Origin of the sequence: Flavobacterium notoginsengisoli (assembly GCF_014207905.1) — a bacterium.
GTDB classification, from domain to species: domain Bacteria; phylum Bacteroidota; class Bacteroidia; order Flavobacteriales; family Flavobacteriaceae; genus Flavobacterium; species Flavobacterium notoginsengisoli_A.
The window spans coordinates 85,584-111,213 of record NZ_JACHLB010000001.1; the positions used below are offsets into that span (position 1 = coordinate 85,584).

23 protein-coding genes are annotated in these 25,630 nt (G+C 32.8%); 13 read left to right on the forward strand and 10 right to left on the reverse strand.

Translation table 11 applies throughout. The features are described from left to right. Nucleotides 1–4 precede the first annotated feature (4 nt). Both HNP35_RS00360 and HNP35_RS00365 read right to left on the reverse strand, forming a co-directional pair. Nucleotides 5–1,345 carry a dihydroorotase gene (locus tag HNP35_RS00360; protein ID WP_184159546.1) on the reverse strand — a complete coding sequence of 447 codons (1,341 nt, stop codon included), beginning with the start codon at nt 1,343–1,345 and terminating at the stop codon, nt 5–7. Between the two features lie 10 nt (nt 1,346–1,355). Then, the gene (locus HNP35_RS00365) at nt 1,356–2,081 is read right to left on the reverse strand and encodes a polyprenol monophosphomannose synthase (protein ID WP_184159544.1); all 726 of its coding nucleotides are present in this window, start codon (nt 2,079–2,081) and stop codon (nt 1,356–1,358) included. Between the two features lie 106 nt (nt 2,082–2,187). Here HNP35_RS00365 and HNP35_RS00370 point away from each other — a divergent pair, with 106 nt between their 5' ends. The 3 genes from HNP35_RS00370 to HNP35_RS00380 all read left to right on the forward strand — a co-directional run bounded on the left by HNP35_RS00370 (nt 2,188) and on the right by HNP35_RS00380 (nt 4,325). Beyond that, complete coding sequence (locus tag HNP35_RS00370; protein ID WP_184159542.1) at nt 2,188–2,856, forward strand: DUF4271 domain-containing protein; 669 nt, start codon at nt 2,188–2,190, stop codon at nt 2,854–2,856. 14 nt (nt 2,857–2,870) lie between these two features. Continuing rightward, nucleotides 2,871–3,620, forward strand: coding sequence for a uroporphyrinogen-III synthase (locus HNP35_RS00375; RefSeq protein WP_184159540.1), 750 nt, complete (start codon nt 2,871–2,873; stop codon nt 3,618–3,620). 234 nt (nt 3,621–3,854) lie between these two features. Then, nucleotides 3,855–4,325 (forward strand): Lrp/AsnC family transcriptional regulator, encoded by a 471-nt coding sequence (locus HNP35_RS00380; protein ID WP_091494722.1) that lies wholly within the window; start codon nt 3,855–3,857, stop codon nt 4,323–4,325. Nucleotides 4,326–4,817: 492 nt separating this feature from the next. Here HNP35_RS00380 and HNP35_RS00385 read toward each other — a convergent pair whose 3' ends face one another. From HNP35_RS00385 to HNP35_RS00395, 3 genes are all read right to left on the reverse strand, one after another. Further along, entirely contained in the window at nt 4,818–5,504 is a 687-nt protein-coding gene (locus tag HNP35_RS00385) for a zinc metallopeptidase (RefSeq protein ID WP_184159538.1), read from the reverse strand. 101 nt (nt 5,505–5,605) lie between these two features. Then, a complete protein-coding gene (locus HNP35_RS00390; RefSeq protein ID WP_221433423.1) occupies nt 5,606–6,235 on the reverse strand; it encodes a response regulator in 630 nt (209 codons plus the stop codon). 16 nt (nt 6,236–6,251) lie between these two features. Then, entirely contained in the window at nt 6,252–8,240 is a 1,989-nt protein-coding gene (locus HNP35_RS00395; protein WP_184159536.1) for a sensor histidine kinase, read from the reverse strand. A gap of 178 nt (nt 8,241–8,418) precedes the next feature. Here HNP35_RS00395 and HNP35_RS00400 point away from each other — a divergent pair, with 178 nt between their 5' ends. Further along, nucleotides 8,419–8,817, forward strand: coding sequence for an MmpS family transport accessory protein (locus HNP35_RS00400; protein WP_184159534.1), 399 nt, complete (start codon nt 8,419–8,421; stop codon nt 8,815–8,817). Nucleotides 8,818–9,259: 442 nt separating this feature from the next. Here the strand turns inward: HNP35_RS00400 and leuS are convergent, their stop codons facing one another. After that, nucleotides 9,260–12,124, reverse strand: coding sequence for a leucine--tRNA ligase (gene leuS / locus HNP35_RS00405; protein WP_184159532.1), 2,865 nt, complete (start codon nt 12,122–12,124; stop codon nt 9,260–9,262). A 186-nt stretch (nt 12,125–12,310) separates the two neighbouring features. On the opposite strand from leuS, the gene HNP35_RS00410 reads away from it, so the two are divergent. From HNP35_RS00410 to HNP35_RS00435, 6 genes are all read left to right on the forward strand, one after another. Further along, a complete protein-coding gene (locus HNP35_RS00410) occupies nt 12,311–12,658 on the forward strand; it encodes a winged helix-turn-helix domain-containing protein (protein WP_184159530.1) in 348 nt (115 codons plus the stop codon). A 430-nt stretch (nt 12,659–13,088) separates the two neighbouring features. Next, the gene (locus HNP35_RS00415; protein WP_184159528.1) at nt 13,089–13,964 is read left to right on the forward strand and encodes a cell division protein FtsX; all 876 of its coding nucleotides are present in this window, start codon (nt 13,089–13,091) and stop codon (nt 13,962–13,964) included. An 81-nt stretch (nt 13,965–14,045) separates the two neighbouring features. Continuing rightward, entirely contained in the window at nt 14,046–14,303 is a 258-nt protein-coding gene (locus tag HNP35_RS00420) for a DUF3098 domain-containing protein (protein WP_184159526.1), read from the forward strand. Between the two features lie 79 nt (nt 14,304–14,382). Then, nucleotides 14,383–15,180, forward strand: coding sequence for an undecaprenyl-diphosphate phosphatase (locus tag HNP35_RS00425; RefSeq protein ID WP_184159524.1), 798 nt, complete (start codon nt 14,383–14,385; stop codon nt 15,178–15,180). Then, complete coding sequence (gene truB, locus HNP35_RS00430) at nt 15,180–15,875, forward strand: tRNA pseudouridine(55) synthase TruB (protein ID WP_184159522.1); 696 nt, start codon at nt 15,180–15,182, stop codon at nt 15,873–15,875. The genes HNP35_RS00425 and truB overlap by 1 nt, the downstream gene beginning before the upstream one ends. A gap of 7 nt (nt 15,876–15,882) precedes the next feature. Continuing rightward, nucleotides 15,883–16,443 carry a hypothetical protein gene (locus HNP35_RS00435; RefSeq protein WP_184159521.1) on the forward strand — a complete coding sequence of 187 codons (561 nt, stop codon included), beginning with the start codon at nt 15,883–15,885 and terminating at the stop codon, nt 16,441–16,443. A 354-nt stretch (nt 16,444–16,797) separates the two neighbouring features. Here the strand turns inward: HNP35_RS00435 and HNP35_RS00440 are convergent, their stop codons facing one another. Continuing rightward, nucleotides 16,798–17,415 carry a thioredoxin family protein gene (locus tag HNP35_RS00440; RefSeq protein WP_184159519.1) on the reverse strand — a complete coding sequence of 206 codons (618 nt, stop codon included), beginning with the start codon at nt 17,413–17,415 and terminating at the stop codon, nt 16,798–16,800. 193 nt (nt 17,416–17,608) lie between these two features. Between HNP35_RS00440 and pyrH the strand changes: the two genes are divergently transcribed. The 3 genes from pyrH (at nt 17,609) to HNP35_RS00455 (ending at nt 21,568) form a co-directional block, all read left to right on the forward strand. After that, the gene (pyrH, locus tag HNP35_RS00445) at nt 17,609–18,316 is read left to right on the forward strand and encodes a UMP kinase (protein ID WP_184159517.1); all 708 of its coding nucleotides are present in this window, start codon (nt 17,609–17,611) and stop codon (nt 18,314–18,316) included. Between the two features lie 75 nt (nt 18,317–18,391). Then, nucleotides 18,392–18,955: a ribosome recycling factor gene (gene frr, locus HNP35_RS00450; RefSeq protein WP_184159515.1), complete on the forward strand. Its 564-nt coding sequence runs from the start codon at nt 18,392–18,394 to the stop codon at nt 18,953–18,955. Nucleotides 18,956–19,072: 117 nt separating this feature from the next. Continuing rightward, nucleotides 19,073–21,568 (forward strand): DUF5686 family protein, encoded by a 2,496-nt coding sequence (locus HNP35_RS00455; RefSeq protein ID WP_184159513.1) that lies wholly within the window; start codon nt 19,073–19,075, stop codon nt 21,566–21,568. A gap of 220 nt (nt 21,569–21,788) precedes the next feature. Here HNP35_RS00455 and HNP35_RS00460 read toward each other — a convergent pair whose 3' ends face one another. The 3 genes from HNP35_RS00460 to HNP35_RS00470 form a co-directional block, all read right to left on the reverse strand. Next, nucleotides 21,789–24,059, reverse strand: coding sequence for a cation:proton antiporter (locus HNP35_RS00460; RefSeq protein ID WP_184159511.1), 2,271 nt, complete (start codon nt 24,057–24,059; stop codon nt 21,789–21,791). A 114-nt stretch (nt 24,060–24,173) separates the two neighbouring features. Beyond that, nucleotides 24,174–24,893 carry a LytR/AlgR family response regulator transcription factor gene (locus HNP35_RS00465; protein WP_184159509.1) on the reverse strand — a complete coding sequence of 240 codons (720 nt, stop codon included), beginning with the start codon at nt 24,891–24,893 and terminating at the stop codon, nt 24,174–24,176. After that, nucleotides 24,856–25,617, reverse strand: coding sequence for a sensor histidine kinase (locus tag HNP35_RS00470; RefSeq protein ID WP_184159507.1), 762 nt, complete (start codon nt 25,615–25,617; stop codon nt 24,856–24,858). Before HNP35_RS00470 ends, HNP35_RS00465 begins: the two co-directional genes overlap by 38 nt. Between the last annotated feature and the right edge of the window lie 13 nt (nt 25,618–25,630).

A 25,630-nucleotide genomic window follows, 5' to 3' on the forward strand; every position in this document is an offset into this window, starting at 1 on the left:
CTTTTTATCTGTCAAACAATAATCTTTTTCCAGCTCTAGTATCTTTTACCTTGAAATTATTATAAACCAATTCTCCGTTTACAAAAGTATGGGTAATTCTAGATTTAAAAGTATAACCTTCAAAAGGTGACCATCCACATTTATATAAAATATTATCTGGTTTTACGCTCCATGGCAAACTTGGATTTACAATAACTAGATCGGCATAATAACCTTCTCTAATAAATCCTCTTTTTTCGATTTTGAAAAGCTTAGCAGGATTGTGGCACATTTTTTCCACGATTTTCTCCACGCTTATTTTTCCCTGATGATGTGCTTCAAACATAGCAACAACTGCATGCTGAACCAATGGACCACCAGAAGGCGCATTTAGATATGATTGCTGTTTTTCTTCTTTTGTATGAGGCGCATGATCAGTCGCAATTACGTCAATTCTGCCATCGTTTAAAGCTTTCCAAAGTTCTGCGCGATCATCTGCAGTTTTTACAGCCGGATTCCATTTAATGAAATTCCCTTTTGTTTTATAATCTTCGTCCGTAAACCAAAGATGGTGTACACAAACCTCAGCTGTAATTTTTTTCTCTTCTAACGGAATTTTATTCGTAAACAATTCCATTTCTTTTGCAGTAGAAAGATGAAAAATATGCAATCTTGCTCCTGTTCTTTTAGCTAAAGCTACAGCTTTTGAAGAAGAAATATAACAAGCTTCTGCGCTTCTAATTAAATGATGTGCCGTAACTGGAACATCGTCTCCATATTGCTCTTTAAAAGCGGCAAGATTATTTTGAATTGTCGTTTCATCTTCACAATGAACCGCAATTAACATTGGTGTGCTTGAAAATATTTTTTCTAAAGTTTCTTCTCTGTCAACCAACATATTTCCTGTCGAAGAACCAAGGAAAATCTTGATTCCAGCAACATTTTTCGGATTGGTTTTTAAAACTTCCTCCAAGTTATCGTTTGTTGCTCCCATCATAAACGAATAATTCGCAAATGATTTCTGAGATGCAATTTGATATTTATCTTCTAATATTTCTTGAGTAACGGCATTCGGAACTGTATTGGGCTGTTCAATAAAAGAAGTGATTCCGCCCGCAACAGCTGCACGAGATTCAGATTCGATATCCCCCTTATGCGTTAATCCCGGTTCTCTAAAATGTACCTGATCGTCAATTGCTCCTGGCATTAAATAATTACCTTCGGCATCAACTACAATACAATCTGATGTTTTTAATGAAATGCTGTCTGCAATTTCAACAATCAAATCGTTTTCAATCAAAACATCACCTTCAAAAATTGTCCCTTCGTTTACAATTTTGGCATTTTTTATTAAAATCCTGTTCATCGTGGTTACTTTATAATGAATTGACTAATTTTCTTAATCTAAGTGAAATTACACCCAATATAGCTTCTTTAATAATAGCATTGCTCATTTTAGAAACTCCTTTTGTTCTATCTGTAAAAATAATAGGAACTTCTGTAATCTGAAATTTACCGCAATAGGTTCTGTATTTCATTTCAATTTGAAACGCATACCCAACAAATTTTATTTTATTTAAGTTGATTTTCTCCAGAACTTCTCGTTTGTAACAAACAAAACCTGCAGTTGCGTCATGAATTTTCATTCCGGTAATAAATTTCACATAAACGGAAGCAAAATAAGACATTAAAACACGGCTTAAAGGCCAGTTTACAACATTTACACCAGTTACATAACGAGACCCAATGGCTAAATCTGCTCCACCAAAATGGCAAGCGTCATATAATTTTTCTAAATCATTCGGGTTATGAGAAAAGTCGGCATCCATTTCAAAAATAAATTGATAATCTCGTTCTAAAGCCCATTTAAAGCCATGAACATAAGCCGTTCCTAAACCTGACTTTTTAGTTCGCTGTTCTAAAAAAAGTTTTCCTGGAAATTCTTCCTGCAATGCAATTACTTTATTTGCAGTATGATCAGGAGAATTATCATCGATAATCAGCAGATGAAAAGATTTATGCTGCGAAAGTACGGCTCTTACTATACTTTCTATATTTTCAATTTCGTTATAAGTGGGAATTATGACAATGCTATCATTCATTTTTTCATGGTAATTTCACCGCAAAAGTAAACTTTTTATAGCATTTGATTCATAATAAATATATAATAAAAGTATTGCATCAAAAAATTACTAATTTTGTAACGCTATGATTGAACAACTTCATCCTCGAATTCTGGAAAACAAAGACTGGGCAACACTTTTGTTTGTGTTAGCTTTTGCTGTTGTTGCCATGACAAAATCTGCTTACGAAACTAGATTCAGCGAATTTAGCAAGCTTATTTTTTCTGATAAATACGCTAAAATTTATCGAGACAACAACCATTTAAAAAGTAGCTTTACATTTGGACTGTTTTTTGTACAGATTATTTCGTACGCTTTTTTCATTTTGCTTACAATGAATATTTTTGGATATGCAGCCAAAACCGATTGGATTTTGTTTATTCAGATTGCAACTTTTCTGCTTTATTTTATTTTAGGAAAATATTTAATCGAAAAAATTGTAGCGACTTCCTTTAATATTGATGAATTTGTGGAGTTATTTAACTTACAAAAAGTGACTTACAGAACATATATTGGCGTTTTGATCCTTCCAATTAACGCTATTTTGTTCTATTACAGCAATATTCCAAAAATTGTTCCGCTAGCAATCATTGGTATTTCGCTGTGTATTAGCGTATACTCTTACTTTATTTCAATTAAAACATATCAAAACGCAATTATCGGTAAGTTATTTTATTTTATTTTGTATCTTTGCGCTCTTGAAATAGCCCCTTATTATTTTCTCTATTATTGGATAACAAAAGGGAGTGCTTAGAAAATGTTTATAATATGAAAGTGAAAACAATTTTGGTGTCACAGCCTGAACCTAAAGTGGAGAATTCTCCTTACTTTGAGCTCCAACACAAACACAAAATAAAAATTGATTTCAGACCATTTATTCATGTGGAAGGGGTTAGCGCAAAAGAGATTCGATTACAAAAAATCGATCTTAATCATTACACTGCGATCATTTTAACAAGTCGAAATGCTGTAGATCATTTTTTTAGAGTTGCTGATGAAATGCGTTACAAAGTTCCAGAAGGATTGAAGTATTTTTGTCAATCTGAGGCTGTTGCGTTTTACCTTCAAAAGTATGTTGTGTACAGAAAACGTAAAATTTACGTTGGGGCAAAAGATTTTGCAGATTTATCTCCGCTAATTAAGAAGTACAAAGACGAAAAGTTTTTGCTTCCAGCATCTGACCAATTAAATGCAGATGCTCCTGTAACATTAAACAGTCTAAAAGTTGACTGGGCGCAAGCTATTTTTTACAGAACTGTAATGAGTGATTTATCTGATTTAGCAGACGTTTATTATGACGTTTTAGCTTTCTTCAGCCCAACAGGAATTAAATCATTGTTTAAGAATTTCCCAGATTTTAAACAAAACAACACGCGAATTGCCGTATTCGGAAGCACAACGCAAAAAGAAGCTTTAGACCATGGTTTAAGAATTGATATTCTTGCTCCAACTCCTGAAACTCCTTCTATGACAATGGCTTTAGAAAAATACGTTGCAGAAGCAAACAAAGGAAAATAAACCTGACCAGTAAAAATATTTAAATTCCAAATTCCAACTTAATCAATTGGGATTTGGAATTTTTCTTTTTAAATCAATTACTGATTTTCGTTCGTTTCCCGTGGTTGAAACCATGGGCTATGTTTTTGGAATTTGGAATTTAAAAAATTGGAATTTCTATTTCTTGAGCATTTTAACTACATTTGATTTCTATTCTAAACCCAAATCACAAGAAATAGTTTCAAATTGTAAGTTATGAAAATCAACTCCCTCTTAATTGAAATTGACGGTATCGACAAAGAAATTCTTAGATATTTAATGGATGACGCCCGAAAACCAATTCTACAGATTGCAAACAAAATCGGAATTTCTGGAGCAGCAATTCATCAGAGATTAAAAAAACTCGAGCAATCTGGCGTTATTTCTGGATCTAAGTTTACTGTAAATCCAAAAGTTTTGGGTTACAATACCATGGCTTTTGTTGGAGTATATTTAGATAAAGCTTCTCGAAACTCAGAAGCTGTAAAAGAACTTCGCAAAATTCCCGAAGTTTTAGAATGTCATTATACAACAGGAAACTGGTCGGTTTTGATTAAAATTATCTGTCGCGACAACGAACATTTAATGTCGCTATTGAATAATAAAATCCAAGCTATTGAAGGTGTTTCTAGAACAGAAACTTTTATTTCGCTAGATCAGCAGATCGACAGACAGATTCAGTTATAAATTAGAGAATGTGTCAATTTGATAATTAGATAATTTTAAAACTTTATGTTTAACATTCGAACCGAAATAAAAACAATACTCTTTTTTATTTTGTATTTTATTGCAGTTTTTATTGCTGAAAAGGCAGCACCAAGCGGCGTTTGTACACCTGGGGGAGGATTTTTATTGTTTTTGCTTTCAATCCCGACAAGTATTATTCTTTCTTTGATTCTTTTATTTAAATATTATCGATCAAAAGAAAAGCGATACCTAAATTCTATTTATATCATATCTGGAATTTGGGTAATACTTTTTCTATTTTTAAACTTCACTAATTGATTAAATAATTTAAAAAACTCGCTATTATAAACTGGACTGAAGTCCAGCCCTACAATACAATTTGTTCCTTTGGAACTATTGTAGCTTGTATTATAAAAACAAAACCCGACAGATTTTAAAAATCTGTCGGGTTTGCTGTAAATTATCTAATTGACTAATTTCTCAATTATCAAATTAATTTCTTCTGCTTCCCGAATATATCGAGATATAGTACAACAACGTTGCTATTGAACCAATTGCCGCAACTACATAAGTTCTTGCTGCCCATTTTAAAGCGTCTTTAGCTCCAGCTTGTTCTTCTTGCGTCAACATATGTTTGTTTTCCAGCCAAGCCAAAGCACGGTTACTCGCATCATATTCTACAGGAAGCGTAATGATAGAAAACAAAGTTGTAGCCGCAAAAATGATAATCCCAACCAATAACAATTGAGGAAAAACTTTAATCATCAGAATTCCAGCAATTAAAATCCATTGTACGTAGTTTGAAGCTACACTTACAATCGGCACTAATTTAGAACGCATTGTTAGCCATTCGTAACCAATTGCGTGCTGTACCGCGTGGCCGCATTCATGCGCTGCAACCGCCGCTGCCGCTGCATTTCTGTGACTGTAAACAGCTTCACTTAAATTTACTGTTTTATCTGAAGGATTATAATGATCGGTTAACTGACCTGGTGTCGAGATAACACGAACATCAGTAATTCCGTTGTCGGCAAGCATTTTTTCGGCGATTTCGGCACCGCTCATTCCGTTTCTTAATTGTAATTTCGAGTATAATTCAAATTTACTCTTTAGCTGAGAACTTACCAGCCAGCTGAACAGCATTATAGCTCCAGCAATAATTAGATATCCAGACCCCATAGTTTTTTGATTTTTAGATTGATTTAAATTTACAAAACAAACTGCAAATTATGAACCATTTTAACAAAATGTCATTTTGACATTTTATTGCCTATTTTGACTTAATTCAGCATATTATTTTTCAAAAGAAAAGCAATTAACTCTGCCACATTTTTCATTTTATACTTCTGAAGGATGTTTCGGCGGTGTGTTTGAACGGTTAGAAAACTCAAAAACAAATCGTCGGCAATTTCTTGTGTCGATTTTCCTTGAGAAAGCAACAAAGCAATGTCACGTTCTCTTCTGCTCAAACCTGGAATACGTTCTAAATCTTCAGATAATGGCTGGCTGATTATAGTTTTTACTTCTTCACTAAAAACAATTTCTCCATCAATAGCTTTGTAAATGCAGTTTTTGAATTCATCGAAAGAAGCGTTTTTTAAAATATAGCCATTTCCTCCATTTTGAATAAACTGCATTACCAAACTTCTTTCAGACTGACTGCTCATTCCTATAATTACAATTTTCGGATGTTTTTGTTTGATTGTTTTACACAAATCGACTCCATTTATTATAGGAAGAAAAATATCCATTAAAATCAAATCAATTTTATGATCTTCTATATAATCCAAAAGTGCTATTCCAGATTCAAATTTCTCTACAATTTCTATATTCTCTAATTCCGACAATAAACCAGCTATACCCGAAATAACAATGGGATGATCGTCGACAATTACTGTTTTATATCTCATATTAATAATTTGGGGTTTATATTTTTAATTCTATATAAGTCGAAGTTCCTTTGTTTGGAATCGAATCGATTTCTAGTTTTCCATTCAAAAAAGCCACGCGGTTTTTAATATTTCGCAAGCCCATTCCATCTCTTTTTTCTGCGTGTTTGATATTAAATCCAATTCCATTATCCTCAACTGTGATATAAAAAACGTCTTTATTCTGGGAGCAGGAAATTAAGATTTGTGAGGCTTTTGCATATTTCAAAGCATTATTCAAAAGTTCCTGAATAATTCTGTAAATCATGATTTTGAAATGCTGCGGAAAAGCAGATTTTTTAATTAAATATTGAAAATCGATAGTCGTTTCTGAAGTGGAATGGGATGCACACAAATCTTTTAAAGCATGCTCCAAGCCCAATTTCATTAAACTTTCCGGCATTAGATTCTGAGAAATATTACGAAGCTCCTTAATAGAATCATTAAGCATTCCGTTAATATTAGGGTTAATTGCGTTATTTTCACGATCGGCTAAATTCAAATGCATTTTTAAGCCTGAAAGCATACTGCCGAGACCGTCATGCAATTCTCTAGCAATTCTTTTTCTTTCGATTTCTTCTCCTTCAATTAAAGCATTAGAAATCGATAATTTCTGCTGATTTTCTAATGCAGATAACTCTTGTTTATGATTGAGCTCTTTTTGAAAACTCAATTTCTTCTGATAATTGCTGTAAATCCATAAAAACAAAACCGTTAAAAACAATAGGAAAGAAAGCACCGCAAAAAGCATCGAATTCAGACGGTTATTATTCCCTTGCAAAACTGCCTTTTCATTTTCTGATTGAAGCAAATTAATTTTTCTTTCGCTTTCTGCTTTTTTATATTTCGCCTCGAGTTCTACAATTTCGCTTTTGAGTTTTGCATCATTAAGACTGTCATTTATTACGTTGTATTTATTTGAATAAAAATAAGCTTTCGGAAACTCTTTCGTCGCATTATACACTTTAGACAATTCTTTGTAGTAATTCTTTTTATCTACAATAAATGGTGTTTTAGCAATTAAGTATTCTAAATTACCTTTTGCTTTATCGTAATTTTTAAGTTTAAAAAGCACTTCATATTCAGCAAACTTCAATCTGTTTACTGCAATTGCATTATTATGTTTTTCTGCAGATTTAATACCTTTTTCAAAACTTACCAATGCTTCACTATGTTTGTTCTGTTTAGCATAATAAAGTCCTTCCGAATAGAAATAAGAATCATTTAAATTCGATTCTGGATATTTTTCTAATGTAGAATATGCCTTATCTAAAATTTCTTTGGCATCATAAAAATGCTTCAATTCAACCAGATTTTCTGCATTTATAATATAGGTTTCCATCTTAGATTCTGCCAAGGTCGCAGATTTCTTAGTGGTATTTTCGATATATTTTTGTGCTTGCGCTAGATATTCTGAAGCTTTTTCGCGTTCATTATTATTCATAAAAATAATGGCGACTGCTTTATTCAAGGCACTTATCAATTCATAATCGCCACTTTTTTTAGCAATCGGAATTGCTTCGTTGACAAGCAATTTCATATAAGCGTTTTCATTATTCTTACGCTGTTGCATAATTCCGTAGTTCTGAAGAATAACAGCACGAAGTTTATATGCTTCTTTATTGCGGTATTTTTTAAGTTTAGAATTGGCTTCGAGCAAAGCTTTTTCGAAACCTTCCATATCTCCTTTTTCAAGAAAACTAGAGGCATTATAAAAAATAGAGGCATCTTTTAAAAAAGGAAATTTCTCTTTTAGCTTATTCGCCTGCTCAAGATATTCTTTGGAGCTTTTTGCATTCTGCGCCATCAAAAATAGTTTAGACAATCTAAAACTATTCAAACTTCTTACGCTATCGGATTTTGTGTTTTTTGTGATTTTAACAATACTGTCAATGTAAGCAGTATCATCATCTAATGAAAGAATTACTTGAGAATATGAAATTACTGAGAAAAACAAAAAGAAAAGTAGGGCGTGGATTTTATTCATAATTGTAGGGCAATTACTCAAAGTTATTAAAGCTTAATGACTTTCGAAACAAAAACACGCTCTTTTACCTGAAATCAGGTAATAAAAAATACATTTTATCAGGTATTGCTACCCGTATTATTAGCTTCTAACTTTGTTTAAATCAGATTTTGAATATAAATAATTAAAGAATTTACACATGAAAACACATTTAAAACAAATAATGTTAGCATTAACTCTTGTATTTACATTTGCTTCTTGCAGCAGTGATGATGACGATAAAGGCGGAAATAACTCAAGAGCTGTTAAATATGAAGTAACAGGAAACTTTTCTGGACAGATGGATGCTGTTTATATGGAGTCTGGAGATGCTGGACAAAGTGTAGATATTACCAAATTACCTTGGACTAAAGAATTTACTGCTGCGGCAGGTACTACTGGTGCAGCAGTTCAAGTTTCTGGTCATGGAGGTGTTGTTGATCAAACTTTAACTGTAAAAATTTACATTGGAGGAAAAGTAGAAAAGGAAACAACTGCTATAGCGAAAAGTGACGGAACAATCGTTGCAATTCCTGGAACTTACATCTTTCCTCTATAATATTAAAAATTAGGATTTAATTTTTTTGTTTTTGGTAAAAGAAAGCTTCGTAATTTTTACGAAGCTTCTTTTTTTATATTTATTCGAATTTTATTTTGAGTTTTATAAAAATATATGTTTTGTTTTTTTACTACAAAGAAGACAAGGTTATTTACTCGCAAAGACGCTAAGTCGCTAAGTCTTATTCTCGAAATAACAAACCACACTTATTGTCAGTCTGAGCGAAGTCGAAGACCATGTGAGAAGCACCACAATCAAAATCGCCAATCTTTACAGAGTTACTTGCGCGGTCTTCGACTTCGCTCAGACTGACAAACTATGCGTTTTTCGAAATAAAAATTCGTGTAATTCGTTTAATTCGTGGCAGAAAAAAACAAAAAAAATCCCAAACCCCAATCGTAAAATTGGAATTTGGAATTTTAATTATTGGAAATTAATTTGGTTAACCAACCAAATTGATAATTTTCCCAGGAACAATAATCACTTTATTCGGCGTTCTTCCGTCTAATTGTTTTTGAGTTCTTTCGTCTTTCATTACGATTTCTTCGATTTGTTCTTTTGTTAAATCTAAAGGCAATTCGATTGTAAAACGCATTTTTCCGTTGAAAGAAACTGGGTATTCTTTATTAGTTTCAACTAAATGTTTTTCTTCAAAAATTGGAAAAGCCACTTCTGAAATTGAAGTTGTATGTCCTAACTGAGACCATAATTCTTCTGCGATATGTGGTGCATAAGGCGAAACCAAAATTGCTAACGGTTCTAAAATCGCTCTTGAATGACAGTTTTGAGACGACAATTCATTCACACAAATCATAAACTGAGAAACGGAAGTGTTGAAAGAGAAATTCTCGATATCTTCCGCTACTTTTTTGATTGTTTTGTGCAACGATTTTAAATTGTCTTTTGTTGGTTCGTCGTTGTTTACAATTAAACCATTATCATCAAAATACAATCTCCATAATTTTTTCAAGAAACCAAATACTCCAGAAATTCCGGCAGTATTCCAAGGTTTTGCTTGCTCTAATGGACCTAAGAACATTTCGTATAAACGCAATGTATCTGCACCATATTCTGCACAGATATCATCTGGAGTTACTACATTGTAATATGATTTAGACATTTTTTCTACTTCGCGTCCTACAATGTATTTTCCATTTTCATCAAAAACAAATTCAGCTGTATTGAAGTCTTCTCTCCAAGCTTTAAACTTCTCGATATTTAGTTCATCAGAAGAATTAACAAAATTTACATCAACACGAATTGGCTGCAAATTCTGACCTTCTATTTTATTTTTAGAAACAAAAGTATTTGTTCCTTCTAATCTGTAAACATAAGCCGTAGTTCCCAAAATCATTCCCTGATTAATCAGTTTTTTGAATGGTTCTTCAGTTGGAGCCAAACCTTTATCTTTTAAGAATTTGTTCCAGAAACGAGAATATAACAAGTGACCCGTTGCGTGCTCGCTTCCTCCAATGTATAAATCTACATTTTCCCAGTAAGCCAAAGCCTCTTTGCTTGCAAATTCATTTTCATTGTGTGCGTCCATGTAACGCATCCAATACCATGAACTTCCCGCCCAACCTGGCATTGTATTTAATTCAAGAGGGAAAATTGAAACATTATCAACTAAATCAGTTGCTACAACTTTATTTTGTTTTGTATCCCAAGCCCAAACTCCTGCATTTCCTAATGGCGGTAAACCGTCTTCAGTAGGTAAATATTTCTCTACTTCTGGCAAAATAATTGGCAAATGTTGCGATTCGATCATTTTTGGCAATCCATTCACATAATAAACTGGGAATGGCTCACCCCAATAACGCTGACGAGAGAAAACAGCATCACGCAAACGGTAATTTGTTTTACCTTTTCCTTGTCCGATTTCTTCTAATTTTTCAATCGCTTTTTGAGTTCCTTTTTTATAATCTAATCCGTTTAAGAAATCAGAATTGGCGATTTCAACGTTATCTTTTGATCCGTAAGCTGCTTCAGAAATATCAACATTTGCGAAGATATTTTTAATCTCTCGCATTCCAGTCTGACCTTTAAAGAAATTGGCAAAAGCATAATCTCTTTCGTCTCCACAAGGAACTGCCATTACAGCACCAGTTCCGTAACCTGCTAAAACGTAATCACCAATCCAAACTGGAATTGGCTCTTTTGTAAAGGGATGTTCTGCATAAGCTCCAGTAAATGCACCAGAAATAGTTTTTACATCGGCCATACGCTCGCGTTCTGAACGTTTTGCTGTTTTTTCGATATAAGCTTCAACTTCTGCTTTTTGTTCTGGAGTTGTAATTTTAGCTACCAAATCATGTTCTGGCGCTAAAGTCATAAAAGTCACTCCAAAAATAGTATCAGGACGAGTCGTGAAAACTTCGATTACTTCATTATGATCTTTCACATTAAAAGTTACCAAAGCTCCTACTGATTTCCCAATCCAGTTTCTTTGTGATTCTTTGATAGACTCGCTCCAGTCGATATCATTTAAACCTTGAAGTAAGCGCTCGGCATAAGCAGAAATTCGCATACTCCATTGTGTCATTTTTTTTCTTATAACAGGAAAACCTCCACGCTCTGAAACTCCGTTTACAATTTCATCATTTGCCAACACAGTTCCTAAGCCTGGACACCAGTTTACTTCCGTTTCTGCCAAATACGTCAATCTGTATTGCAAAAGGATTTTTTCTTGTTCATCTTTAGAAAACGCGTTCCATTCGCTTGACGAAAAAACAGGAATATTATCATCAGAAACTGCATTTACATTTGCATTTCCTTCTTTTTCAAAAATCGCAGTTAAAGTCGAAATATCTTCTGCTTTGTCTGTCGTTTTATTGTACCAAGAATTGAACAACTGGATAAAAATCCACTGTGTATGTTTGTAATAATCTGGATTTGATGTACGTACTTCACGCGCCCAGTCAAAAGAGAAACCAATTTTATCTAATTGTTTTCTGTATCCTGCAATTTGTTTTCCTTCTTTGTCTACTCCACCGTCGATATTAACACGTGTTGTATCTTCTGGACGCTGCCCAGTCTGAATTGCATATTGTTCTGCAGGCAATCCGAAACTATCGTAACCCATTGGATGCAAAACATTGAAACCTTGATGTCTTTTGAAACGAGAATACACATCTGAAGCAATATAACCCAGTGGATGCCCTACGTGTAATCCTGCTCCTGACGGATAAGGAAACATGTCGAGAACATAATGTTTCGGTTTTTCGGAGTTATTTTTTGCTGCAAAAGTTTGATTTTCTGCCCAATATTTTTGCCATTTGGCGTCAATTTCGTTTGGATTGTACTTCATTTCTAAGTGACTAAGATTCTAAGTTACTAAGGCTCTAAGCTTTTCACTAAATTAATTTAGCCGCAAATTTACATTTATTGTGCATTGTAGCAAAGCTATTTCCTTGGCAAACAAATAATTTTACTTTTTACGTATTATCGATTACGTAAAAATACGTATTATTGTAATTAAAAAATACTTATTTCGATGGCTGAAAACAAGAAATATACCATTGAAGTCCGCATGTGGATTGAAGAAACAGAAGGTGCTTTTTTGGGAATTGGAAAAATCTGGCTTCTAGAAAATATCCGAAAAACAGGATCGATTACCAATGCTGCAAAAGAAATGAAAATGGCTTATCGTCAGGCTTGGCAACTGGTTGAAGAAATGAATCAACGAGCAGAAAGTCCTTTGGTCGAAAAACTTCTTGGTGGAAAAGGTGGCGGAGGCGCACGATTGACTGAAGCCGGAGAAAAAGCAATTACCGTTTTTTATGAAGTTGAAAATCGCATTAAAGATTTTGCTCGAAAAGAAACTCAGAATTTGAAATTTTAAAAAATTTAATCAAGAAAAAATCAAACGCAAAGTTCGCAAGGTTTTTTCCCTAGCTTACTGCCGATAAAACGCAAAGTCCGCAAAGCTTTATCACACTAAGCTTTGCGGACTTAATATTTAGATCTTGCTTACACTCGTCAAAAAGAAACTTTGCGAACTTTGCGTTAAAAAAACCTGACGATTAACCGAAAAGGACTCAAAGTTTTTCCCTAAACTAAACACTGACAAATGTAAAGTTCGCAAAGCTTTATCAAACTAAGCTTTGCGAACTTTGCGTTAATAACATAAAGCATTAAAAAATCTTTGCGTACTTTGCGGTTAAATCAACTTTTTATTTCCTATCTAATTGTACATTTATAGTATAAAAGTTCGTTAATAACTTTAAATAAAGAAATTCTTTATTATTTTTACCACATAATTTAAGCAGACTATGAGTTCTAACTTTGATAAATTTCAAAAGCGCAGGTTAATTTCCTCTTATTTTTCGGTAGTATTAAGTGTTTTCTTGGTTTTATTCCTTTTGGGAGTACTGGGATTATTCATCATTAATTCTAAAAAACTGGCAGATGATTTTAAGGAAAAAATCGCTATGACAGTATTCTTTAAAAATGAAGCAAATGATAGTATTATCAAAGCTTTTAATACCGAATTGAAAAGAGCGCCATTTGCACTTTCTTCTGTTTATGTATCTAAAGAAAAAGCTGCTAAAGAGCATACCGATATTATCGGAGAAGATTTTTTAACATTTTTAGGAGAAAATCCTTTATTGAATTCATACGACATTCACTTAAAAGCTGATTATGTTGAAAGAGACAGTATTGTAAAAATCGAAAACCGTTTACGTAAAAACGCAATGGTTTCTGACATTGTTTACGATAAACAATTGGTAAATCTGGTAAACGACAATATTAGAAAAGTAAGTATGTGGATTTTGATTATCAGTGGTTTCTTGACTGTAATTGCGGTTTTATTGATCAATAGTTCACTTCGATTATCGATACACTCTAATCGATTTATTATTAAAACCATGCAAATGGTTGGAGCAACAAAAGCTTTTATTCGTAAACCATTTGTAACAAGAAGCGTAAAATTAGGAATGCTTGGTGCTGGACTAGCAATTATTGCTTTGATTGCATTATTACTTTACGTAGAAAGCAATTTCCCTGGTTTAGGAATTTTAGAAGATAAAGCGTTAATTGGATTGGTTTTATTAGCCGTTTTCGGATTAGGCGTTTTAATTACTTGGGTAAGCACGCATTTTGCAACACAACGTTTCTTGAATTTAAGAACTGACGATCTTTATTAATTAGTATTCAGTCGCAGTTTTAAGTTTTCAGCAATAAAAAAAGGCCTTCGACTTCGCTCAGGCTGACAAACAGAAAAAAAAATGAAAAACAACAATAATAACACACAAGAACAAAAACTAAAACAGGAATTCCTTTTTGATACAATCAATTACAAAATTTTATTGATCGGTATCGCCGTAATTGCATTAGGATTTATTTTAATGTCTGGCGGAGGAAGTACAGATCCAAATGTTTTCAACGAAGAAATTTTCAATTTTAGACGTATTCGTTTAGCCCCGACAACTGTATTAATCGGTTTCGGAATCACGATTTATTCTATTTTCAAAAAATCAAAATAAATAGATTTCAAGGTTTTAATTATCTGAGCGAAGCGAAAGAACAAATCTAAAATCTAAAATCCAAAATCTAAAATTCTAAATGAATACATTACAAGCTATTGTTCTTGCCATTATTGAAGGAATTACAGAATTCTTGCCTGTTTCTTCAACTGGACACATGATTATTGCCTCTTCTTTTTTTGGAATCGCACATGACGATTTCACTAAACTTTTTACCATTGTAATTCAGCTTGGCGCAATACTTTCGGTTGTAATTTTATACTTCAAACGTTTCTTTCAAACACTTGATTTTTACTTTAAACTTTTAGTCGCTTTTATTCCCGCAGTCGTTTTAGGATTATTATTAAGTGATTTTATTGATGGTTTATTAGAAAATCCTGTTACCGTTGCGATTTCGCTTTTAATTGGAGGAATCATTTTATTGAAAGTTGACGAATGGTTCAACACTCCAAACACTGCCGAAACTTCTCAAAAAATTAGCTATTTGCAAGCTTTTAAAATTGGATTATTTCAATGTCTTGCCATGATTCCTGGAGTTTCTAGAAGTGGCGCTAGTATTGTTGGAGGAATGTCTCAAAAATTATCAAGAACTACTGCTGCAGAATTTTCATTTTTCTTAGCTGTCCCAACTATGTTAGGAGCAACTGCAAAAAAATGTTACGATTATTACAAAGCTGGTTTCGAATTATCTCACGACCAAATAAATATGTTGGTTATTGGAAATGTTGTTGCTTTCATTGTAGCACTTTTAGCCATTAAAACTTTCATCGGATTTTTAACTAAAAATGGTTTCAAAGTTTTTGGTTACTATAGAATCCTTGCTGGAATCATTTTATTATTGATTCACTTTTTCATTCATCCGCTTACCATTATATAATGACACCTGAAGAATATTTAGACGGACAAGTTTTATTGATTGACAAACCATTAAAATGGAGTTCGTTTCAAGCTGTCAATAAGTTAAAATACCTTTTGATTAATAAAGTTGGACTTCCAAAAAAGTTCAAAATTGGACATGCAGGAACTTTAGATCCTTTAGCAACTGGACTTTTATTAATCTGTACTGGAAAATTCACTAAAAGAATTGCTGAACTTCAAGGTCAAGCAAAGGAATATACTGGAACTTTCTATATTGGAGCTACTACTCCATCTTATGATTTGGAAACTGAAATCAATCAGACTTTTCCAACCGAACATATAGATGAAGCTTTAATTCTTGAAACAGTAAAACAATTTTTAGGTGAAATTGACCAAAAGCCACCTATTTTTTCCGCGATTAAAAAAGATGGAGTTCGTTTGTATGAGCATGCTCGCGCAGGAGAAACTGTAGAAATTGCAAGCAGAAAAACAACTATTCACGAATTTGAAATTACCAGAATTGCATTACCAGAAGTAGATTTTAGAGTAGTTTGTTCTAAAGGAACTTACATTCGTTCTCTCGCTTTTGATTTTGGAAAAGCAATGAATTCTGGTTCGCATTTAACTGTTTTACGCCGTACTAAAATTGGCGAATACGATGTTAAAAATGCAATTGACATTACTTTATTTGAAGAAGAACTCCTAAAAAAATAAAAATTGTATGAAAAGAATTTTACTGACTATTGCATTTATTTCATTTTTTAATTCATTTGTTCACGGTCAAGTAACAAAATTTACATACACACAATTCGATATTGCCGTTTCTATAACAGGAAATCAAGATAGAGACGATTCTTATTATTATCCCGAAACAACTTCTTCAAATGCCTTTTTGGTTCCGAATGGTTTAGGATCAAAAATAGGCTATGGAGTTCATTACAGAAAATGGCTTACACTCGGAATTCACTCTGGACTTGACTGGAAGTGGGACGACAAACTTGTCGCTGTTCCAGTATACCTAAATTTAGGCTTAAGTCCAAAAGTAGGTCCAGAAACCAGAATTATGCTTCAAGCCGGATACGGAAAAGGTTTTGCCTTGGGTCGTGGCAATTTGAATGGAGAATATAAAAAGATTAAACTTGGTATTGGAAATGATGATTTTATCATTTTTGCCGAAGTTAGCGATTATGGATTTCGCCTTTACGACCAAAAAAGTATAGGTTCAATTTCATTCGGAGTAACCTTATCAGATTTCTTTAGCTATAATTCTCAAGAAGATTAGTATTCTTTGTAAAAATAAAAAAGCACATCACTTTTTTATGGAGTAATGTGCCGTGTTTCCTAAAGTTGATAAGTAAAATTATTTCATACTTATTTCCCTGAGTTAATAGTGAGGCACATTTTTTCCTCCAAATAAAAATTGAGAGAAGAAATCATAAAACCTTTCGAATAACTTTTTCATAATAGTGTACTTTTAATTGTTAAACATTAAATAAACACCAATAAAAAGAGTAAATCAGAAAGTTATAATAGACGTGGGTTAGCAATACTAAGATACGAAATTCAATTCAAGATAAAAAGACTTTAAGATAATTTTATTAACGAAATAATTTGTTTATCAACACATTAAGCAAAATTAAAGTCGATTATACTTTATATTCTCCATAATTTCAAGCAATTCTTCTTGCACAGAAATTCCTTTATCTGCCAAATACCACAATTGCAAATCGGTTTTTATTTTTTCGTCAATTGGTCCAACTTCTATTTTGTGTTTTGCCATTAATTCAGAAGCTCCTTTTGGTCTTGGCCCCCAATCGGCACGAACAATTCCAGCTTCTTTACAGATAACAATAATTTTTGGAATCGCTCTTCCGCCGTTTGTTAAATAATGACTCATTAATTCATCGTTTTCATCTCGAAATGCAATTCTAAGATCGATTTTTTTGTTTGAAGCCAAAGCCATTTTATTTAAAATAGGAAGAATCTGTGCCGCATCGCCACACCAACCTTCAGAAAGTACTAGCCAAATATAATGATTGTCTAAGTTTTGAAGTTTGGTTGCAACTTCATCAGAAATAGAAATTGTTTTTTCCAAACGGTTCATTCTTGCTTCATTCAATTTCGAATAATTAGTCAAACTTTCCGATTGTTCATTTCCTGTTGATTTTCCTTCAGACAACAAATCGGTTACAATTTTTCTATATTCAATATAAGGATGACTATTGAACAATCCTTTGGCTACGATGCTTTTCATATTTTTATTTTTTTAGGATATATAAAAATACGAATTTTTGAAATGACGAAGAAATGACATTTATCACATTAGAAATAAAATAACATTTAAGATCTTTATTGATCTAAATTCATATGCTCAATTAATTTTTTGCAAACATTATTTCTAAAAATCAGAATATGTCTATATTTGCACAAATTAACGCGACACACACATGAAATATAAAAGAATTCTTCTAAAACTTAGCGGCGAAGCGCTGATGGGTGATTTACAATATGGTATAGACCCGAAAAGATTAGCCGAATATGCAGATGAAATCAAGCAGATTCACGACAAAGGAGTAGAAATTGCCATTGTTATTGGAGGAGGAAATATATTTAGAGGCGTTGCTGGTGCAAGTGCCGGTATGGACAGAGTTCAAGGAGATTACATGGGAATGCTTGCAACCGTAATTAACGGAATGGCATTACAAGGAGCTCTTGAAGATAAAGGAATGAAAACTCGTCTTCAGACAGCTTTAAAAATGGAATCTATTGCAGAACCTTACATCAAAAGAAGAGCAGATCGTCATCTTGAAAAAGGAAGAATTGTAATCTTTGGTGCTGGAACTGGAAACCCGTATTTTACAACTGACACAGCAGCAGTTTTAAGAGGAATCGAAATTAATGCTGATGTTATCCTTAAAGGAACTCGCGTTGATGGTGTTTACGATTCTGATCCAGAGAAAAACGCTTCGGCAGTAAAATTCGACCTTATTACTTTTGATGATGTTCTGAAAAAAGGATTAAATGTTATGGATACAACTGCATTTACTTTAAGCCAAGAAAACAAATTACCAATCGTTGTTTTTGATATGAATAAAATCGGAAACCTTCTGAAAATTTGTGATGGCGAAAATATCGGAACTGTAGTACATATATAGTCGTCAGTAACAGTTTACAGTCGCATTTAACGACTTGATCTGAAAACTGAAAAAGAAAACTGAAAACAAAAAAAAATGACTGAAGAAATAGACTTTATTTTAGAAAGTACTGAAGAATCAATGAACGGTACTATTGCACACTTAGAGAAAGAATTTCTTAATATTCGTGCAGGAAAAGCTTCTCCAGCTATGCTTGGAGGTGTATTTGTAGATTATTACGGATCTCAAACACCGCTTTCTCAAGTATCTAAAATTAGTGTTCCAGATGCTAGAACAATTACATTACAGCCATTTGAAAAAAATATGCTGCAAGCAATTGAAAAAGCAATCTTAATTGCAAACATTGGTTTTAACCCAATGAATAATGGCGACATGGTAATTATCAGTGTTCCGCCATTAACAGAAGAGCGTCGTCGTGATTTGGCTAAACAAGCAAAATCTGAGGCTGAAGATGCTAAAATCGGTATTCGTAATTCTCGTAAAGATGCAAATACTGACATTAAAAAATTAGAAAAAGAAGGAACTTCTGAAGATGTATGTAAATCTGCAGAAGAAGAAGTTCAAAACTTAACAAACGCTTACATCAAAAAAATCGATGAATTATTAGCTTTAAAAGAAGCTGAAATCATGAAAGTTTAAGTAAGATTTGTGATAAAATAAAAATCCGTTTGGTTTATTTGCCAGACGGATTTTTTTATTCCTACTTTTGCATACGAAAATTAAAATCTTTTCGTTTTTGAAACTATATCATTCTGTATGAAGCTATTTTGTTTTTTGACTTTGTTTTTTACGCTTACACTTCAAGCGCAAATTCAAATAAACGGAATCGTAACTGATTCGAACAATAAACCTCTTCCGTTTGCTACGATCACAACTTCTGAAAACAACAACACTATTACAGATGTTGATGGAAAATTTATTTTTAAAATCAGTTCATCAGCAAATACACTTACTGTTTCTTATATCGGTTTTCAGACTAAAACCATTGCTTTATTAAAGGGCAAAACTTTTTATGCTGTTGCTCTTGCGCAGCAGACAGATGATTTAAAAGAAGTTGTTGTTTCTAACGAAAATCCGGCATTAACGATTATTAAAAAAGTTATTGCTAACAAATCGCTTAATGATCCGCAGAAGAAACTCAACAATTTTGAATACAAGACCTATAATAAACTTATTGTTACAGCTAATCCAGATTCAATTGATGGCAGAATAGATTCTAGTGCATCTTATAAAGATCTAGACAAAAAAATCATCAATATTGATTCTTCTGATTATAAATTCAAAGAAATTGTAACTAAGCAACATTTGTTTCAAACGGAAAAAGTTTCACAATATCAATTCGGAAATCATAAATTAAAAGAAACGGTACTTGGAACAAAAATAGCTGGTTTTAAACAGCCAATCTATGAAGTTCTGGCTTTCAACTTACAATCTATTTCTATTTATGATCCGAAATATGAATTGTTTGAAACGAAATACGAAAACCCAATTGCAACTAGTGCGCCTTCAAGTTACAATTATAAATTATTAGATACAGTAAGCATTCGCGGACGCGATACTTACATGATTTATTTTAAAAACAAATCGAAACGAAAGTCATCTGGCTTAGAAGGTGTTTTATATATTGATAAAGAAAATTTTGCTGTCGCGAAAGCTGTAATGCGAATTAAAGGCGTTTTGGACATTAGCGGTATTCATGAATTTGAATATATTCCGAAAGAAAAAATATGGTTTCAAAGCAATACTACTTTCAAAATTGTAAAGGGAAAAAACGACGATGATATTAGAATTTTAGGAGGAACGATTCAATTTGATGGTGACGTTGAAGAGAATTTCGAACCTAGAAAAAAAGTCGCTTCCGATTTTACTTATTTGATTTCTGAGAGCAATAGTTTTGATATTCGTGTCAACACTAATAATCCGATAAAAAACCCTTCACTTTATATCGAAATTAAAGACGATGCGGCCAAAAAACCAGAAAACTTTTGGGAAGCATATCGCAAAGAAAATCTAGATTTAAAAAGCCAGAAAACGTATTTATTGCTAGATAGTCTTTCTGTGAGTAATCGAATCGAAAAACGTTTAGGAATTGGACGAAAAATCATCAATGGTTTTTATCCAATTGGTCCAATCGATTTGGATTTAAAGAAAATCATCAGTTATAATAATTACGAAGGATTTCGACTTGGATTGGGCGGAATTACAAATGACCGTTTTTCTAAAAACTTTAGGATTGAAGGTTATGGCGCCTATGGAACAAAAGATGGAGTTTTTAAATATAGCGTAGGTTCTGGAGTTTTATTAGATAAATATACCAATACTTGGCTAAACGGTTATTATACAGACGACGTTCGAGAAATTGCAAGTACCGTTTTTGCCGTCGACAAACGTGTATTCAAAATCTACGATCCACGACCGATTAACATTAGCACTTTCTACCATTATACGGCTTGGAAAGCAAATGTACAGACCAAAATTATTCCGAAAACAGAAGCCGTTTTCGAATTAGCTAGAACGTATGTTGAACCTAAATTTGATTATCTTTTTAATTATAACGGGCAATTATATTCTCACTATGTAATGACAACAGCTATGGCTTCTATTGTTTGGGCGCCATTTAGTGATTATATGCAAACTCCGACCGGAAGAACAGAATCTGACAAAAGATTTCCGAGGTTTACATTTCAATTTACGCAGTCATTGCCTAATGTTTTAGAAAATGATTTCAAATTCAGTAAAATTGATTTTAAGACCGAATACGAAAAAAAATATCTAAACGGCCAGAAAACAAGTTTGCTTTTGCAGGCTGGTTATGCAACCGGAGATGTTCCGATTACGCACTTGTACAATACGATGCCGAACAATTTAACCAAAGAAACAGTTATTCAACGTATTACTTTTGCAGGAAGAAACAGCTTTGAAACGATGTTTTTTAATGAATTTTTCTCAAGTCAATATGTGTTTTTTCAAATTAAACATGGCTTTGATCGAATTAAAATCATGAAAAAAGTTCGTCCCTCTTTGGTTTTGGTAACTAGAATGGCTTATGGACATATGGAAAATCCAGAACAGCATGTTGGTCCAGATTATAAAACATTAGATAAAGGTTTTTTTGAATCAGGAATCGAATTGAATAAGATTTTCAAAGGTTTTGGTTTGGGAGGTTTCTACCGTTACGGACCAAATCAATTGTTGAAATTTGAAGATAATATTGCGGTTAAGATTTCTTATGTTTTAGATTTGGGACTTTAAGAAAGTAAATTCCAATTTTAAAAAAAATCCCAAATTCCAATTTAAACAATACGTTTTATCATTTCGACCGAAAGGAGAAATGACATACTTTGCAATAAATCTTTATCAAAGTTTGAAACTTTGACAAAGATTTGAACTTCATTAATTATGAGAAACAGAAAATCCCAAACTCCAACAACATTTGGAATTTGGGATTTTTTATATTGAAAATTCTAAAACTTTATGGCTTCAAAATCAAAACCGAAGGCGTATTATTTAGCCAAATACTTTGAGATTCAATTAGTTTTTTCCAGCTTTCTAAACTAATAATCATCAAATCCTGACTTTCTAAAAATTCCTTTTTAATAGTTCGATCATTCATAATCATAATATGATTCGGTGCAATCTGTTCGATAGAACGAATGGTTTCCTGAATATCTCTTGCGTTTTTAACCTCGCCTGCAGCATCTAAAACCGTTATTTGAGAACCGTTATTATTAATTAGTTTTTTAGCGTATTCAATTAAAAAAGCATCTTCTTTACTAAAAATAGGCATAAAAACCTGATTGACTTCTTCTAAATTTTTATCAATAAAAATACCTGCTGGCATTTTAGTTTTGGCGATAATATGACGAGTTCTTTCATCAAAAGGAGAATTTTCAAACAATCCTTCTTTTCCTGTAAATTTATCAATCAAACGATCTGGATTTACAATTCTAGTTGTGAATCCTAGAATCTTTCCTAGCAAAGTTCCATCAAAAATAGATTGTCCTAAACCTACCAACAATAAATCATATTCACCTTGGTTTGCTGTATCTATTATTTCAGTATCAATATCATTTGTTACTTTAAACAAACTTACCATATTTTGATTCAGACGTTGCGATTCTTCAACAACGGGAACCAACATTTTGCGTTCATGTTCTTTTACATCAAAAGAGTGAATTTCGGTACTCAAAGACAAATGCATAGCGGTTACAACAGAATTATCTCCTTGTTTTTTAACTAAACTATTGGCAATTTGAAGCAGTTTTTTTCCTTTTTCTGGAGTCGCAAATGAAAGCAGAATTTTGTATTTGCTTTTACTTCCAATTTCTTGCGGAACGACCGTTTCTTTATCTTTAAAAATAAATCCGATAAAATCTAATGCCGGACCAGTCATAAAAGTAGTCACCAAAGCCATTATAACCATCATAGTAAAAATCTCTGTAGACAAAACGCCAAGATCATAACCGATATTTAAAACTACCAATTCCATCAATCCGCGTGTATTCATAAGCGCTCCGATCGATAAACTGTCTTTCCAATTCTGTCCAACAAATTTTGCTGCCAAAGCACTTCCGAAAAACTTTCCAACTACAGCAACAGCAATAATTAATCCTGTCACTTTCCATAATTCTGGATCGTTTAACAATCCAATTTGCGTACGTAAACCTGTAAACACAAAGAACAAAGGAAGTAAAACAATAATCGCTACGTCTTCTACTTTTTCGATAAATATGTTTCTGAATTTATTGTTTTCTGGCATAATTGCTCCTGCCAAGAAAGCTCCGAACAAAGCATGAATTCCGATTAATTCTGATGCATACGCTGAAATTAAAAGTGTAATAAAGAAAATGGCAACAACAGGCTTATTTAGACTTTCACGAGTTGAATTTAAATCTCCTACACGTTTCAAGAACGGACGAACGATTTTTAGCATTATAATTACATACAAAATCGCTAAACCGATAACATATAATGAGCTTGTAAACGAACCCGCTTTTACTATTGCAATTACAACCGCTAGAATACACCAAGCTGTAATATCATCTGCGGCAGCACAAGTAATGGCAATTGTTCCTAGTTTTGTTTTTTGCATTCCTCTTTCCTGGACAATTCTCGCCAAAACCGGAAAAGCAGTTATACTCATGGCAATTCCCATAAATAATCCGAAAGAAGAAAACTCAACACCAATTGGGGCAAAAGTGTGATATATAAAATATGCCAAAGTTAATCCCAAGGCAAATGGAATTACAATACTAGCGTGGCTAATTACAACGGCATCATGGGCTTTGTTTTTTAGTACTTTAAGATCTAATTCCATTCCGATAACGAACATGAAAAGAATTAAACCAATCTGACTTAAGAATTGTAAATTTCCTAAAGATTCTTTTGGGAATAAAGCGGCTGAAAATTCTGGAAAGTACATTCCGACTAAAGATGGCCCTAGAACAATCCCCGCAATCATTTCTCCGATTACAGATGGCTGGCCAATCTTTCTAAAAAACCATCCAAATAAACGTGCAACCAAAATAATAGTTACGATCTGAGCCAATAAAATAGCTAAGGGATGCTGTAAATTATGAACCATAGAATCTAGGAAGTCATTCCAATGGTTGCTTTCGATTTGTTTTTTTACGATGTTGCGCCCCACTTCTAATGCGGCACCTTTTGAAATTACCCAATATATCAGCGCCGTAAAACCGCCAATAATTGTAATGTAAAATACAGAGTTTTTAATGTTATTCATAACTCGTTCTTTTGATTTATTGCCGCAAATATCAGAACTGAGTTTTAAGTGAAAAAGTAAAAGGTCTGCTAATTTCCTCTCTATGTAACAAGACCGAAAAACTTTGTAATAAGTTTAGATTTTTACTTTTTTTAAGAATTCAGAGCGATATGTTTCGCTTAAAATTAAAGTGGTATTTTTATTATTTTCGTCCAAATGATGTAAAGCAATTTCGTTATGATTGAAAAACTTAATTGCTCTAACGGCCACAATTTCTTTTTTATTCACCCTGCAAAAATCAGACTCTGGCAACTCTTGCAGAAGTGTATCAAATTTAACATTTTTTAGATTCAAAAAACTTCCGTCTGTAAGCAAAACCGTTTTATCTCGACTATCGCTCAAAGCCGTTTTTATGTATTGAATTTTATTAAAGTAAAGCAGCGTTTTTCCTTTATCAGTATTGAGCTGAATGAATTTTTTAGAAGAATCAGATTTTTCAAAACGCTCCATAGCTTTAGCAATTGCTTTTTGCAAACGTTCTAATTTTACTGGTTTTGTAATATAATCAACAGCATCTATATTAAATGCTTCGGCGGCATATTCTTTGTATGCGGTACAAAAAATCACCAACTTGTCCTGCAGTTTTTCAGCCAAATGAAGCCCATCGATTCCGGGCATTTCAATATCCGAAATCAATAAATCAAAATCCAAATTAGAAAAATCAGACAGCAATTTCTCTGGATCATTACACGTCTTTACAATTTCTAGCTCTGGAATTTGTTCACAAAGCATTTTTAAGTACGTTAATCCTGGAAGTTCATCGTCCAGAAGCAAGCATTTCAGTTTTGTATTCAAGTAAATCAATTTTTAGATGAGCAATATAAATATCGTTTTCTACAAACTTATCGAGTTTGAAATTATTCTTGTAGATAATTCGTAATCGATGTTCTAAAGTTGCATGTCCAAAACCGCTTCGCTCCTTTTTCAACATTTTTTTATCGGAGATTTTATTCGAAACCGTCATAAAGAAAGCATTGTCTTTAAATTCGAAAACTACCGAAATAAAAGCATCGGCACTTTGAAGATCTGCATGTTTAAAAGCATTTTCAATTAAGTCAATAGAAATTAAAGGCGCCAAAAGAGGTTGGTCGTACAATTTGTCTTCTTGGTTAATGTTGGTCTTAACTTTCAATTCGAAAAGTGGACTAATTTTAATTTTATTGATTTCGATTAAATTCAATGCAAAATCAATTTCTTCTTTTGCCGTCACAAATTTCTTTTTGCTTTCGTACAGAATATAATCTAAAACATTTGCCAACTTATCTAAGGCAAAATAAGTCTGATAAGCGTGCGATTGAATCGAATTTAAAATATTCTTAAATAAATGTGGATTTAGTTTAGACTCTAAGTTTTCCAACTGCAAATCATTTACTTTAGACTCTAAGGCGTAAAAGCTTTTCTCAGCGTCTTCTTTTGCTTTTTTGGTTTGCATTAATTGATAAATCATAAAGCAAATAATGACAATTAAAAGCAACAAAATTGCTAGAAAAATAAAAGTTGTTGTATTGTTTTGCTGCATAAATCTGGTTTGA